The organism is Paracraurococcus ruber (assembly GCF_004353985.1).
Lineage (GTDB): Bacteria > Pseudomonadota > Alphaproteobacteria > Acetobacterales > Acetobacteraceae > Paracraurococcus > Paracraurococcus ruber.
On sequence record NZ_SMOA01000033.1, the window covers coordinates 13,679 to 28,137 of the forward strand.

General features: G+C 68.6%; 13 protein-coding genes. All 13 read right to left on the reverse strand.

Annotation, left to right across the window (positions count from 1 at the left end):
- Positions 1–76: 76 nt before the first annotated feature.
- The gene (locus E2C05_RS08980) at positions 77–877 is read right to left on the reverse strand and encodes a type III pantothenate kinase (protein ID WP_133219278.1); all 801 of its coding nucleotides are present in this window, start codon (positions 875–877) and stop codon (positions 77–79) included.
- Positions 861–1,658, reverse strand: a complete 798-nt coding sequence (locus E2C05_RS08985) for a biotin--[acetyl-CoA-carboxylase] ligase (protein WP_240046666.1) — start codon at positions 1,656–1,658, stop codon at positions 861–863. The genes E2C05_RS08980 and E2C05_RS08985 overlap by 17 nt, the downstream gene beginning before the upstream one ends.
- Positions 1,655–3,076 (reverse strand): NADH-quinone oxidoreductase subunit NuoN, encoded by a 1,422-nt coding sequence (nuoN, locus tag E2C05_RS08990; protein ID WP_133219279.1) that lies wholly within the window; start codon positions 3,074–3,076, stop codon positions 1,655–1,657. The genes E2C05_RS08985 and nuoN overlap by 4 nt, the downstream gene beginning before the upstream one ends.
- Positions 3,077–3,078: 2 nt before the next feature.
- Complete coding sequence (locus E2C05_RS08995; protein ID WP_133219280.1) at positions 3,079–4,593, reverse strand: NADH-quinone oxidoreductase subunit M; 1,515 nt, start codon at positions 4,591–4,593, stop codon at positions 3,079–3,081.
- Positions 4,594–4,595: 2 nt separating this feature from the next.
- Positions 4,596–6,584, reverse strand: a complete 1,989-nt coding sequence (gene nuoL / locus E2C05_RS09000; RefSeq protein WP_133219281.1) for an NADH-quinone oxidoreductase subunit L — start codon at positions 6,582–6,584, stop codon at positions 4,596–4,598.
- Between the two features lie 5 nt (positions 6,585–6,589).
- Positions 6,590–6,901 (reverse strand): NADH-quinone oxidoreductase subunit NuoK, encoded by a 312-nt coding sequence (nuoK, locus tag E2C05_RS09005; RefSeq protein WP_133219282.1) that lies wholly within the window; start codon positions 6,899–6,901, stop codon positions 6,590–6,592.
- Positions 6,901–7,587 carry an NADH-quinone oxidoreductase subunit J gene (locus E2C05_RS09010; RefSeq protein WP_133219283.1) on the reverse strand — a complete coding sequence of 229 codons (687 nt, stop codon included), beginning with the start codon at positions 7,585–7,587 and terminating at the stop codon, positions 6,901–6,903. The genes nuoK and E2C05_RS09010 overlap by 1 nt, the downstream gene beginning before the upstream one ends.
- Before the next feature lie 117 nt (positions 7,588–7,704).
- Positions 7,705–8,193, reverse strand: a complete 489-nt coding sequence (gene nuoI / locus E2C05_RS09015; RefSeq protein ID WP_133219284.1) for an NADH-quinone oxidoreductase subunit NuoI — start codon at positions 8,191–8,193, stop codon at positions 7,705–7,707.
- Positions 8,194–8,205: 12 nt separating this feature from the next.
- Entirely contained in the window at positions 8,206–9,216 is a 1,011-nt protein-coding gene (gene nuoH / locus E2C05_RS09020) for an NADH-quinone oxidoreductase subunit NuoH (protein ID WP_133219285.1), read from the reverse strand.
- Positions 9,217–9,221: 5 nt separating this feature from the next.
- Entirely contained in the window at positions 9,222–11,270 is a 2,049-nt protein-coding gene (gene nuoG, locus E2C05_RS09025; RefSeq protein ID WP_133219286.1) for an NADH-quinone oxidoreductase subunit NuoG, read from the reverse strand.
- 6 nt (positions 11,271–11,276) lie between these two features.
- On the reverse strand, positions 11,277–12,590 hold the full coding sequence (gene nuoF / locus E2C05_RS09030; RefSeq protein WP_133219287.1) for an NADH-quinone oxidoreductase subunit NuoF: 1,314 nt from the start codon (positions 12,588–12,590) through the stop codon (positions 11,277–11,279).
- A 4-nt stretch (positions 12,591–12,594) separates the two neighbouring features.
- Complete coding sequence (locus E2C05_RS09035) at positions 12,595–13,230, reverse strand: complex I 24 kDa subunit family protein (RefSeq protein WP_133219288.1); 636 nt, start codon at positions 13,228–13,230, stop codon at positions 12,595–12,597.
- Positions 13,230–14,459: an NADH-quinone oxidoreductase subunit D gene (locus E2C05_RS09040; protein WP_240046668.1), complete on the reverse strand. Its 1,230-nt coding sequence runs from the start codon at positions 14,457–14,459 to the stop codon at positions 13,230–13,232. Before E2C05_RS09040 ends, E2C05_RS09035 begins: the two co-directional genes overlap by 1 nt.

Genomic DNA, 14,459 nt, shown 5'->3' on the forward strand with positions numbered 1-14,459 from the left:
GCACGTCGCCTGGATACTCGTGCCCCGGCCGGCGCCCCGGGCACCGCCCCAGGGCCGGCCCCCGGCGCCGGTCCCGTCAGGGGATCTCGCGCACCGGCTTCTGCAAGATGGGCACCGGGTTGCGCTCCGCCAACAGGCGAAGCCCTTCCAGCGTGATGTCCGGGTCGATCGTCTCGATCACGGTCGTGCCTTCGGCGAATAGCGGGGCGAGGCCGCCGGTCGCCACCACCTTCAGCGCCCGCTCCGCCTCGGCCTTGATCCGGCCGATGATGCCCTCGATCAGCCCGACATAGCCCCAGTAGATGCCCGACTGCATCGCCGCCACCGTGTCCCGCCCGATCACCGCCTGCGGCCGGCCGATGCCGATCCGCGGCAGCCGCGCCGCCGCCTTGTGCAACGCTTCGAGCGAGAGATTGATCCCCGGCGCGATCACGCCGCCCAGGTAGCCGCCATCGGCATCCACCACGTCGAAGGTCGTGGCGGTGCCGAAATCGATCACCACCAGCGGCCCCCGGTAGTGGTGGTGCGCCGCCAGCGAGTTCAGCAGGCGGTCGGCGCCGACCTCCTGCGGCCGCTCCACCCGAATGTCGAAGCCCCAATGGACCGTGGACCGGGCGATCAGCGGCTCCACCTCGAACCATTCGCGCGACAGGCGCCGCAGGTTGTAGAGCGCCGCCGGCACCACCGTGCCGATGGCGCAGCGGTCGATCTGCGCCGGCTTCAGCCCGCTGTGCTGGAACAGCGCCAGCAGCCAGACCGCGTATTCGTCCGAGGTGCGATCGGGCCGGGTGGCGATCCGCCAGCGGCCGCGCCATTCCGTGCCGTCATGCACCGCGAAGACGACATTGGTGTTGCCCGCATCAATCGCCAGCAGCATGGGATGCAACCCCTCCCTGGGACAGGACTTCGCCGGCCGGGATGGCCCGGCATGTCCCCGCGACCTCGAGCAGCAGGCTGCCATCCTCGGCCAGCCCGACGAAGCGCGCCGGCGCATCCAGGCCATGCAGGGTGATCGCCTCGCCCACCGCCGGGCCGAAGCGGCGCCAGGCCGCCCGCACCGGCGCGAAGCCTTCCGCCCGCTGCACCGCCCGCCAATGGCCGAGCCGCGCCAGCAGACGCGGCGCGAAGGCGTCGGGCGACAGGCCGGCATCCAGCCAGGCGGTCCGGCGGTCCGGCAGCGCCGGCGCCCGCGCCAGGTTCACCCCGATGCCCAGGCTGAGCCAGGCCAGGCCGCCGCCGGGCAGCAGCGCGGTCTCGGCCAGGATGCCGGCGCATTTGGCGCCGCCCAGCAGCAGGTCGTTCGGCCATTTCAGCCGCAGCGCCGCGGGGTCGCGCAGCACCGCGGCAGCCGCCTCGGCCAGCGCCACCCCGGCCAGCAGGCTCCATTGCGGCGCTTCCCGCGCCGGGCCTTCGGGCCGCAGCAGCACGGAGAGATAGAGGTTGCCGCGCGGCGAGGCCCAGACGCGCCCGGCCCGGCCGCGGCCTGCGGTCTGTTCCCGTGCCAGGATCGCCAGGCCTTCCGGCGCCCCGGCTTCGGCGCGCCGCGCCAGCAGGGCGCTGGTGCTCGGCAGGCTGTCATGCGCTTCCAGCACCCAGCCCGGCGGCAGGGCCGGTGCCGGCCCCGCGGGGGCGGCGCCGCCCGACCCCGACCCGCTCACCCCAGCAGCGCCGCGGCCGCCGACTGCGCCGCCGCCAGCATCGGCGCCGGCCAGAGGGCGAAGAGGGCGGTAAAGAGCCCGGTGCCCGCCATCACTACCGCCAGGCTAGTGGGGGCGCGGTCCAGGCTGCCGGCCGGCGCATCGAAATACATCACCTTCACGATGCGCAGGTAGTAGTAGGCGGAGACGACGCTGGTCAGCACGCCGACCACGGCCAGCGTCCAGAAGCCCGCCTGCACCGCGGCGAGGAAGACATAGAGCTTGCCGAAGAAGCCCGCGAGCGGCGGGATGCCGGCCATGCTGAACATGAAGATCGCCATCCAGAGCGCCATGCCTGGATCGGTGCGGCCGAGTCCGGCCAGGTCCTCGACCCCCTCCACCGCCCGACCCTGCCGGCGCATCGCCACCAGCACGGCGAAGGTGCCGAGGTTCATGAACACATAGATCGCCATGTACACGAGCAGGCCGCGCAGCCCGATATCGGTGCCGACCGCGAGGCCCATCAGCGCATAGCCGACATGGCCGATGGAGGAATAGGCCATCAGCCGCTTCAGGTTGCGCTGGCCGATGGCGGCGAAGCTGCCGAGGGTCATCGACCCGAGCGAGATCAGGGTGATCACCTGGCTCCACTGCCCGACCAGGTCGCCGAAGGGGCCGAGCAGGACGCGCGCCAGCAGCGCGATGGCCGCCACCTTCGGCGCCGAGGCGAAGAAGGCGGTGACGGGCGTCGGCGCGCCTTCGTAGACATCCGGCGTCCACATGTGGAAGGGCACCGCCGAGACCTTGAAGGCCAGCCCGACGATGACGAAGACCACGCCGACGATGACGCCGGGCGACACGCCCTCGGCGGCCGAGAAGGCCTCCCCCAGCCGGTCGAAATTCGTGGTGCCGGCGAAGCCATAGACCAGGGAGCTGCCATAGAGCAGCAGGCCGGAGGCCAGGGCGCCGAGGACGAAATACTTGAGCCCCGCTTCCGCCGAACGGCCGCTGTCGCGGTTGAAGGCGGCGATGACGTAGAGCGGCAGCGACAGCAGCTCCAGCCCCAGATAGAGCGCGAGCAGGTCGTTGGCCGAGATCATCACCAGCATGCCGAGCGTGGCCAGCAGCATGAGGATGGGGAATTCGAACCGCGCCAGCCCTTCCTTCTCGTTGAAGTCGAGGCTGAGCAGGATGCCGACCGCGGCCGCGCCGAGCGCCAGCACCTTCATGAAGCCGCTGAAGGCATCCGCGACATAATGGCCATTCAGCGCCGTGCCCTCGGTCTGGCCGAGGACCAGCACGGCGGTCAGCAGCAGCGCGCCGATGCAGGCCATGGAGACGGGGAAGAAGGTGTCCTGCTTCGGGATGACGCCGGCCACCAGGATGACCAGGGCGGAAACGGCCAGCACCAGCTCCGGCAGGGCGAGGGTCCAGGTCATGGTCAGTTGATCCCGGCCAGGCGGGCGGCGCCGAGCGCCGCCTCGTGCCGCGCCACCAGGTTGGCGACGGAGGCTTCGAAGAAGGAGAGGAAGGACTGCGGGTAGACGCCCATCCAGAGAGTCAGCAGCACCAGCGGCGCGAAGACCGCGTATTCCCGCGGGCTGAGGTCCAGCAGGCGCTTCAGGTCGTCCCGCGTCACCTTGCCGAAGCCGACCCGCTTGTAGAGGTAGAGCATGTAGGCCGCGCCGAGCACCATGCCGAGCGCCGCGCCGAAGGCGACGAAGGCATTGACCTTCCAGGCGCCGATGATGACCAGGAACTCGCCGACGAAATTCGCCAGGCCCGGCAGCCCGACCGAGGCCATGGTGAAGAATAGGAACACCAGGCCGTAGGACGGCATGATGCTGGCCATGCCGCCGTAGCGCGCGATCTCACGGCTATGGACGCGGTCGTACAGCACGCCGACGCAGAGGAAGAGCGCGCCGGAGACGACGCCATGCGCCAGCATGGTGAAGAGCGCGCCCGACAGGCCCTGGTGGTTCAGCGAGAAGATGCCGATCGTCACGATGCCCATATGGGCGACCGAGCTGTAGGCGATCAGCTTCTTCATGTCCTCCTGCGCCAGGGCGACGAGGGAGGTGTAGACCACCGCGACGACCGACAGCACGAAGATCAGCGGCGCGAAATCGGCCGAGGCTTCGGGCAGCAGCGGGAGGGTGAAGCGCAGGAAGCCATAGGCGCCCATCTTCAGCAGCACGCCGGCCAGGATGACCGAGCCCGCCGTCGGCGCTTCCACATGCGCATCCGGCAGCCAGGTATGCACCGGCCACATCGGCACCTTCACCGCGAAGGACGCCAGGAAGGCGAAGAAGATCCAGGTCTGCGCGGCGCGCGGCACCGCCTGCTCGAACAGTTCCGGGATGTCGGTGGTGCCGGCATTGTACCACAGGTACAGGATGGCCAGCAGCATCAGCACGCTGCCCAGCAGCGTGTAGAGGAAGAACTTGAAGGCGGCATAGACCCGCCGCGCCCCGCCCCACACCCCGATGATCAGGAACATCGGGATCAGCACCGCCTCGAAGAAGACGTAGAAGACGATGAAGTCGAGGGCGCAGAACATGCCCACCATCATCGTCTCCAGCACCAGGAAGGCGATCATGTATTCCCGCACGCGGGTCTCGATCGCCTCCCAGGACGCCAGGATGCAGATGGGCGTCAGGGCGGTGGAGAGCAGGACGAAGAGGACGGAGATGCCGTCCACGCCCATGTGGTAGCCGACGCCGAATTCCGGCAGCCAGGCCAGCTTCTCCTCGAACTGGAAGCCGGCCGAGGAGGCGTCGAAGCGCACCCAGAGGATCAGGCTGAGCAGGAAGACGATCAGGCTGGTCCAGAGCGCGGTCCAGCGGGCGTTGCGGGCGACGACCGCCTCCTCCCCCCGCACCGACAGGATGATGGCCGCGCCCGCAAGCGGCAGGAAGGTGAGGAGCGAGAGAAGCGGGAAACCGGCGGCGTTCATTCTCAGCGCCCGAGCAGGAAGAGGGAGACGAAGGCGACGAGGCCGATGATCATGGCGAAGGCGTAGTTGGCCACCCGCCCCGTCTGGATGCGCACCGCGCCGCGCGAGGCCTGGACCGCGAGGTCCGCCGCGCCGTTCGGCATGCCGTCGATGATGCGGGCGTCGCCCACCTTCCAGAACACCGCGGCAAGGCGCCGCGCCGGCTGGACGAAGATGCGGTCGTAGAGCTCGTCGAAGTACCACTTCTTCAGCAGGAAGCCGTAGAGCCCGCCCGGGTCCTGCTCCGTCCGCTGCTCGGCGCCCTCGGCCGGCACCGGCGCCAGGGTCCGCACCGTCTCCGGCCGGGCACTGAAGCGCTGGGCGATCCGCGTCGGCAGGCCCGGCGCGAACATGTACAGCGCATAGGCCAGGGCGATGCCGGCCACGCCCATCACGGTCGGGGCCAGCGGCACCCAGCCCGGCACCTCATGCATCGCGTGCATGATATGGTTGTGCGCGCCGTTGACGATGGCCCCGTTCCAGAAGGCCTGCTCGTGCTCGCCCACGAAGAGCGGGGCGAAGACAGCGCCGGTCAGCACCGCGCCCACCGCCAGCAGCAGCAGCGGGACGAGCATGACCAACGGGCTCTCATGGACATGCGCCATGGTGTGGTGGTCGGCCCGCGGCGTGCCGTGGAAGGTCAGGATCAGCAGCCGCCACGAATAGAAGGCGGTCAGGAAAGCCGCGACCATGCCCATCAGGAAGGCGTAGAAGCCCACCGCGCTGTGGCTGGCGAAGGCGGCTTCCAGGATGGCGTCCTTGGAATAGTAGCCGGCGAAGAAGGGGATGCCGGCCAGCGCCAGGTTGCCGATCCACATCACCGCATAGGTCACCGGGATCTTCTTCCAGATCCCCCCCATCCGGCGCATGTCCTGCTCGTCCGACATGGCGTGGATGACGCTGCCGGCGGAGAGGAACAGCAGCGCCTTGAAGAAGGCATGGGTGAAAAGGTGGAACATCGCCACCTGGTAGGCGCCGACGCCGGCGGCGAAGAACATGTAGCCGAGCTGCGAGCAGGTGGAATAGGCGATCACCCGCTTGATGTCGTTCTGCACGCAGCCGATCGTCGCGGCGAAGAAGGCCGTGCTGGCGCCGACCAGGGTGACGAGGGTGAGCGCCGCCGGCGCTTCCTCGAACACCGGGGACATGCGGCAGACCAGGAAGACGCCGGCGGTGACCATGGTGGCGGCATGGATCAGCGCGGAAACCGGCGTCGGCCCTTCCATCGCATCCGGCAGCCAGGTGTGCAGGCCGAGCTGCGCCGACTTGCCGCAGGCGCCGAGGAAGAGCAGCACCGCGATCAGCTCGATGGCATTGATGCCGAGGAAGGTGTCATGCGCATGCGCCTCGACCGAGGCGAAGATCGTGGCGAATTCGATGCTGTTGAAGGTGAGGAAGGTCAGCGCGATGCCCAGCATGAAGGCGACGTCGCCGACCCGGTTGACGATGAAGGCCTTCATCGCCGCGCGGTTCGCGCTGTCCCGGTCGTACCAGTAGCCGATCAGCAGGTAGCTCGCCAGGCCGACGCCTTCCCAGCCGAAGAAGAGCTGCGCCAGGTTGTCCGCCGTCACCAGCATCAGCATCATGAAGGTGAACAGGGACAGATAGGCGAAGAACCGCGCCGGCGTCGCGTCGTGCGACATGTAGCCGATGGAGTAGAGATGGATGAGCGTCGAGATGAAGGTGACCATGGCCACCATCACCACGCTCAGCGTGTCGTAGCGCAGCGCCCAGGAGACCTCGAGCCCGCCGACATCCATCCAGGTGACGATCGGCACGGTGGTGGGCTGGCCGCCGAGCGCGACCTGGGCGAAGGCGGCGATGCCGCAGAGCGCGGCCAGCGCCATGCAGCCGACGCTGGACCATTGCGCGGCCCGGTCGCCGATCCAGCGGCCCAGGAAGCCGCTGAGGCAGGCCCCCAGCAGGGGAAAGAAGATGGCGCCGACGAACATGCCGCTCAGCCCTTCAGGGTCGAGATGCCCTCGACCTCGATGCTTCCGCGGTTGCGGAAATAGATGACGACGATGGCGAGGCCGATGGCGGCCTCGGCCGCGGCGACGGTCAGCACGAACATGGCGAAGACCTGGCCGGCCAGGTCGTCCAGGTAGGCGGAGAAGGCGACGAAGTTCAGGTTCACCGAGAGCAGGATGAGCTCCACGCTCATCAGGATGACGATGACGTTCTTCCGGTTGAGGAAGATGCCGAAGATGCCCAGCACCAGCAGGATGGCGCCGACGGTGAGGTAGTGGGCGAGGCCGATGGTCAGCATCAGTGGTGCCCCCCGTGGCCGGCGTCATGCGTGACCCTGGGCGGCTCGGCCGCCGGCTCCGGCGGGCGGCGGATGCCGAGTTCCTTCACCCCGGCGCCGACCGGCACCTTCTCCAGGCTGATGGAGTTGGCCCGGGCCACCTGGTCGGCGATGCTCTGCCGGCGGGTGCCCGGCCGGTCGCGATGGGTCAGCACGATGGCGCCGATCATGGCGACCAGCAGCACCATGCCCGCCGCCTGGAACAGGTAGACATAGTCCGTGTAGAGGATGCGGCCCAGCGCCTCGGCATTCGTCACGCCGGCGCCCGGATTGGGCGAGAGCCGCAGGTCGTCGGCGCTGTCGGCGAAGCTCCAGCTGCCCAGCACGAAGGCGAGCTCGAGGAACAGGATGCCGCCGATGACCGCGCCGAAGGGCGCGTAGCGCTGGAAGCCTTCCCGCAGCTGCGCGAAGTCGATGTCCAGCATCATGACGACGAACAGGAACAGCACCGCGACGGCGCCGACATAGACGATGACCAGGATCATCGCCAGGAACTCCGCCCCCGCGATCAGGAACAGCGCCGCGGCGTTGAAGAAGGCGAGGATGAGGAACAGCACGCTGTGGACGGGGTTGCGCGCCGTCACCACCATGACCGCGGAGGCGATCAGGATGGCGGCGAAGAGATAGAAGGCGAGCGCGGCGATCATCGCGTGCCTCCTGGCCGGTGCTGGATCATGGCGTCGTCCGGTTGGCGCCCCCAAGGGGCATGCAGCGGGGCGTGAGACTGGAACCGGGCCGCCTTGGGGGCGGCCCGGGAAGGTCGATCAGCGGTAGGGGGCGTCGAGCTCGAGCCGCTTGGCGAGTTCCGGTTCCCACCGGTCGCCATTCGCCAGCAGCCTGTCCTTGTCGTAGAGCAGCTCCTCGCGCGTCTCGGTGCTGAACTCGAAATTCGGCCCCTCCACGATCGCGTCCACCGGGCAGGCTTCCTCGCACATGCCGCAATAGATGCACTTCACCATGTCGATGTCGTAGCGCGTGGTGCGGCGGCTGCCGTCCTCGCGCGGCTCGGCCTCGATGGTGATGGCCTGGGCGGGGCAGATCGCCTCGCACAGCTTGCAGGCGATGCAGCGTTCCTCGCCGTTCGGGTAGCGGCGCAGCGCGTGCTCACCCTTGAAGCGCGGGCCGATGGGCCCCTTCTCGTAGGGGTAGTTGATCGTGACCTTGGGCTTGAAGAAGTACTTCAGGGTCAGCGCCATGCCCGCCACCAGTTCGGAAAGCAGCAGGCTGCGCGCGGCGCGGTCGAGGGTGGGCATCGTGCGTCGTCCTTACGCCGGCAGCCAGCCGGCCAGCTTGAGCACCGCCGCCGTGATCACCAGCCAGAGCAGGCTGAAGGGCAGGAAGACCTTCCAGCCCAGGCGCATCAGCTGGTCGTAGCGGTAGCGCGGGAAGGTCGCGCGGACCCAGATGAAGGTGAAGAGGCAGAGGCAGATCTTCAGGATGAACCAGATCGGCCCGGGCACCCAGTTGAAGGGCGCGATGTCCATCGGCGGCAGCCATCCGCCCAGGAACAGGATGGTGGTCAGCGCCGACATCAGGATCATGTTGGCGTATTCGCCGAGGAAGAACAGCGCGAAGCTCATCGAGCTGTATTCGACGAAGAAGCCGGCCACCAGCTCGCTCTCGCCCTCCGGCAGGTCGAAAGGCGCCCGGTTCGTCTCCGCCAGCGTGCTGATGAAGAAGATGACGAACATAGGGAAGAGCGGGATGAAGAACCACACCGTCTCCTGCGCCTTGACGATGGCCGTCAGGTTCAGCGACCCCACGCACATCAGCACGGTCACGATGACGAAGCCCATCGAGACCTCGTAGCTGACCATCTGCGCGGCGGAGCGCAGGGCGCCGAGGAAGGCGTATTTCGAGTTGCTGGCCCAGCCCGCGATGATGATGCCGTAGACGCCGAGCGAGGAGATGGCAAACAGGTAGAGGATGCCGACATTGATGTCGGCGATCGCCCAGCCTTCGTTCACCGGGATGACCGCCCAGGCCAGCATCGCCAGCATGAAGGTCAGCATCGGCGCGAAGAGGAAGAGATACCGGTTCGCGCCCGAGGGCACGATGGTCTCCTTCATCAGCATCTTCAGCGCATCGGCGAAGGGCTGCAGCAGGCCGAAGGGCCCGACCACGTTCGGCCCCCGCCGCATCTGCATGGCGGCCAGCACCTTGCGCTCGGCCAGCGTCAGATAGGCGACGCCGATCAGCACCGGCACCAGCAGCGCCAGGGTCTGCGCCAGCGTGATGGCCAGGATGCCGATGGGGGTGGAGAGGAAGCCGTCCATCTCAGCTACTCCGCCGCCAGCTGCTTCTGCGGGCTGCGCAGATAGACCTCGGCGCATTCCGCCATGGTGGCGGAGGCGCGGCTGACCGGGTCCGCCTGCCAGTAATTCGCCAGCGGCAGCACGAAAGCCGCATCCGAGACCGCGCCGGCATCGCCCGCCGGGCCGGCCTGGTCGGCGCAGCCATGCGGGACGAATTCCGGCCCGGCGAAGACCGGGTTCGCCGCCTCCAGCCGCGCCCGCACCGCATCCAGCGAGTCATAGGGCAGCCGCTTGCCCAGCGCCTCGGACGCCGCGCGGAGGATCTTCCAGTCTTCCCGCGCCTCGCCCGGCGGATGGACCGCGAGGCGGCCGCGCTGCACCCGCCCCTCGGTGTTCACCCAGGTGGCGTCCTTCTCGGTATAGGCCGCGCCGGGCAGGATGACATCGGCCCGCGCCGCCGCCTGCTCGCCATGATGGCCCTGGTAGATGACGAAGGCGCCCTGCGGGATCGCCGCCGGATCCACCTCCGCCCCCAGCAGCCACAGCGCCTGGATCTGCGGCGCGATGGCGGCACCGCCTTGCGGCGGCAGGAAGCCGAGATCGAGCGCGGCCACCTGGCCACCGAAATGATGCAGGACATTGAAGCCGTGCCAGTCGGCCTGCAGCATGTTGCAGCGCGCCGCAACCTGCCAGGCGGCCGCCAGCACCGCCGCGCCGTCCGGCCGGGCCAGGGCGCCGCGGCCCAGGACCAGCATCGGCCGCTTGGCGCTGCGCAGCACCTCGTTGAAGGCGTGGCTGCCTTCGGCCAGGGCGCGCAGGGTCGCGCCCCCCTCCCCCAGCCACTCATGCCGGTAGGTCAGGTCGAGCCCCTGCGGCCCGACCAGGCCGATGGGGAAGTTGCCGGCCGCGGCCCGCTTGCGGATGCGCGCATTGATCACCGGCGATTCGCGCCGGACATCGCTGCCGATGATCAGCAGCGCATCCGCCTCCTCGATCCCGGCGATGCCGGTATTGAAGGTGTAGAAGTCGCGGCGGGTCGCATCCAGCGCCGCGCCATCGGTGCGGCAGTCCAGGTTGCGGCTGCCCAGCGCGGCCATCAGGTCCTTCAGGGCCAGGATCGCCTCGGCATCCGCCAGCTCGCCCGCGACGGCGCCGATGCGGTCGCCGGGCAGGCCCTTCAGCCGGGCGGCGATGGCGCCGAAGGCCTCCGCCCAGGTGGCCGGGCGCAGCCTGCCATCCTGCCGCAGCCAGGGACGGTCGAGGCGGCGGCGCTTCAGCCCGTCGAAGGCGAAGCGGCCGCGATCGGCCATCCATTCCTCGTTCACGTCGTCATTGGTGCGCGGCAGGATGCGCAGCACCTCGCCGGCGCGGGCATCGACGCGGATATTCGTGCCGGTCGCGTCCAGCACGTCCACGCTGTCGGTCTTGCGCAGCTCCCACGGGCGGGAGACGAAGGCATAGGGCCGCGAGGTCAGCGCGCCGACCGGGCAGATGTCGATCAGGTTGCCCGACAGCTCCGTCGTCAGCGCCTTCTCGACATAGGTGCCGATCTCCATGCCCTCGCCGCGGTTGGTCGCGCCGAGTTCCGGCACGCCGGCAACCTCGGTGGCGAAGCGCACGCAGCGGGTGCACTGGATGCAGCGGGTCATGATCGTCTTGATCAGGGGACCCATATACTTGTCCTTGACCGACCGCTTCTCCTCGAGATAGCGGCTGTGGTCGAGGCCGTAGGAGACCGCCTGGTCCTGCAGGTCGCACTCGCCGCCCTGGTCGCAGATCGGGCAGTCCAGCGGGTGGTTGATCAACAGGAATTCCATCACGCCGCGGCGGCCCTTGCGGACCATCTCGCTGTCCGTGAAGACCTTCATGCCGTCGGCGACCGGATAGGCGCAGGACGCGATCGGCTTCGGCGCCTTCTCGACCTCCACCAGGCACATGCGGCAATTGCCGGCGACCGACAGGCGTTCGTGGTAGCAGAAGCGCGGGATCTCCTTGCCCGCCGCCTCGCAGGCCTGCAGGACGGAGACGCCATTCGGCACCTCCACCTCGATCCCGTCCACCGTGACCTTCGCCATCGCGGCCTACTCCGCCGCCATGGGCAGCGTGGGCTGCGGCGAGCCCTTGCGTGCCTTGTAGGCGGCAATGCGTTCTTCCATCATCGGCCGGAAATGCCGGATCAGCCCCTGCACCGGCCAGACACCGCCATCGGCCAGGGCGCAGATCGTGTGCCCCTCGATCTGCCGCGTCACCTGTTCCAGCACGTCGATCTCCGCCGTCTCGGCGCGGCCCTCGACCATGCGGTCCATCATACGCTTCACCCAGCCCATGCCCTCGCGGCAGGGCGTACACTGGCCGCAGCTCTCATGCTTGTAGAAGGCGGACAGCCGGGCGATCGCCTTGATCAGGTCCGTGGACTTGTCCATGACGATGACGCCAGCGGTGCCGAGGCCGCTGCGATGCTCCCGCAGCGCGTCGAAATCCATCAGCACGTCGTCGCAGATATGCTTCGGCAGCATCGGCGTGGAGCTGCCGCCGGGGATTACCGCCAGAAGGTTGTCCCAGCCGCCGCGCACGCCGCCGGCATGCTTCTCGATCAGCTCGCGCAGCGGGATCGACATCTCCTCCTCCACATTGCAGGGCTTGTTCACATGGCCCTGGATGCAGAAGATCTTGGTGCCGCTGTTCTTCGGCCGGCCGAAGCCGGCGAACCAGGCGGCGCCGCGGCGGAGGATGGTCGGGACCACCGCGATGGTCTCGACATTGTTCACCGTGGTGGGGCAGCCATACAGCCCGACCGCCGCCGGGAAGGGCGGCTTCAGCCGCGGCATGCCCTTCTTGCCCTCCAGCGATTCGATGAGGGCCGTCTCCTCGCCGCAGATATAGGCGCCGGCGCCGCGATGGACGTAGAGGTCGAAGTCCCAGCCGGCGCCGCAGGCATCCTTGCCCAGGAGCCCGGCCTTATAGGCCTCGTCGATCGCCGCCTGCAGCACCAGGTGCTCGTTGTAGTACTCGCCGCGGACATAGATGTAGCCGGCATGCGCGCCCATCGCCACGCCGGCGATCAGGCAGCCCTCCACCAGCGTGTGCGGGTCATGCCGCAGGATGTCGCGGTCCTTGCAGGTGCCAGGCTCGGATTCGTCCGAGTTGACGACGAGGTAGTGCGGCCGCCCGTCGCTCTGCTTCGGCATGAAGGACCACTTCAGGCCGGTCGGGAAACCGGCGCCGCCGCGGCCGCGGAGGCCGCTGTTCTTGACCTCCTCGATGATCCAGTCGCGGCCCTTCCCGATCAGGCCCTTGGTGTCGTCCCATTGGCCGCGGCGGCGGGCGGCGTCGAGCCGCCAGTCCTGCTGGCCGTAGAGATTGGTGAAGATGCGATCCTTGTCGCTCAGCGCCATGGTGTCACTCTCCCGGCACGTCGAGCAGCGTCAGCGGCCCGCCCGCGGGCGCGCTGGTCTGGCGGCCGATCATGGAGCCCGGCTTCGGCCGCTCGCCGCGCCGCAGCGCCTCGATCAGCCGGACCGTGCCCTCGTAGTCGAGATCCTCGTAGTAGTCGTCATCCACCTGCAGGATGGGCGCGTTCACGCAGCCGCCGAGGCATTCCACCTCGCTCAGCGTGAACATGCCGTCCGCGCTGGTCTGGCCGTAGCCGGCGACATGCGCGGCGTCGCGGCAGGCGCGCGCCACGTCGTCCGACCCGCGCAGCCAGCAGGGCGTGGTGCCGCAGACCTGCAGGTGGAAGCGCCCGATCGGCTTGGTGTTGAACATGAAGTAGAAGGTGGCGACCTCGTAGACGCGGATGGGCGGCATGCCCAGGCGCTCCGCCACCGCATCCATGCCCTTCAGCGGCACCCAGGCGCTGCCGGTCTGCCGCTTCATCTGCCGCTGCACCACATAGAGCAGCGGGATCACCGCGCTGGCCTGCTTGCCCGCCGGGTAGCGGGCGACGATGGTCCCGATCGCCGCCTCGCTCTCCGCATCGAAGGCGAAGCTCTCGGGCTGCGGGATCTCGTTGCTGGTCGAGACGTCCTCGGTCATCAGCGGTCGATCTCCCCGAAGACGATGTCGAGCGAGCCGATGATCGCCACCGCATCGGCCAGCATATGGCCCTTCGACAGCACCTCCATCGCCTGCAGATGCGCGAAGCCCGGCGCGCGGATCTTGCAGCGATAGGGCCGGTTGGTGCCGTCGGCCACCATGTACACGCCGAACTCGCCCTTCGGCGCCTCGGTCACCGTGTAGGTCGCGCCGTCCGGCACGTGATAGCCCTCGGTGTAGAGCTTGAAGTGGTGGATCAGCGCTTCCATGGACCGCTTCATCTCGCCCCGCTTCGGCGGGACGATCTTGTTGTCCAGGATCTTCACCGGGCCGGGCTTCAGCCGGGCCAGGCATTGCTCCACCAGCCGCAGCGACTGCTTCATCTCCTGGATGCGGATGAGGTAGCGGTCATAGCAGTCGCCGTGGCGACCCACGGGGATGTCGAAGTCGAGATCGGCATAGATCTCGTAGGGCTGCGCCTTGCGCAAATCCCAGGGCACGCCGGACGCGCGCAGGCAGGGGCCGGAGAAGCCCCATTCCATGGCCATCTCGGCGGTCATGACGCCGATATCGACGGTGCGCTGCTTGAAGATCCGGTTCTCGGTCAGCAGCCCTTCGAGGTCCTGGAGGAATTTCGGGAACTGCCGGCACCAATTGCCGATGCGGTCCTCCAGCCCCTTCGGGATGTCGCGGCTGACGCCGCCGGCGCGGAAGTAGTTCACGTGGTAGTGGCTGCCGCCCACCGCCTCGTAGAATTCCAGCAGGTGCTCGCGCTGCTCGAAGCCCCAAAGCGCCGGGGTGATGGCGCCGCAATCCAGCGCATAGGTCGTGACGTTCAGCAGGTGGTTCAGGATGCGGGTCAGTTCCGCGAACATGGTGCGGATCACCCGCGCCCGCTCGGGGATCTGGTCCTCGATCCGCAGCAGCCGCTCCACCGCCAGGACGAAGCTGTGCTCCATGCACATGGGGCTCACATAGTCGAGCCGGTCCATGTAGGGCATGGCCTGCAGGTAGGTCTTGTACTCCATCAGCTTCTCGGTGCCGCGATGCAGCAGGCCGATATGCGGATCGGCGCGCTCCACCACCTCGCCCTTCATCTCGAGGATGAGGCGCAGCACGCCATGCGCCGCCGGATGCTGCGGGCCGAAATTGATGGTGTGGCTGTCCACCTCGACGGTGCGGGTGGCGGGTTCCGCGGCGGCCGCCAGCGGGCCGGCCTCGGACGCCAT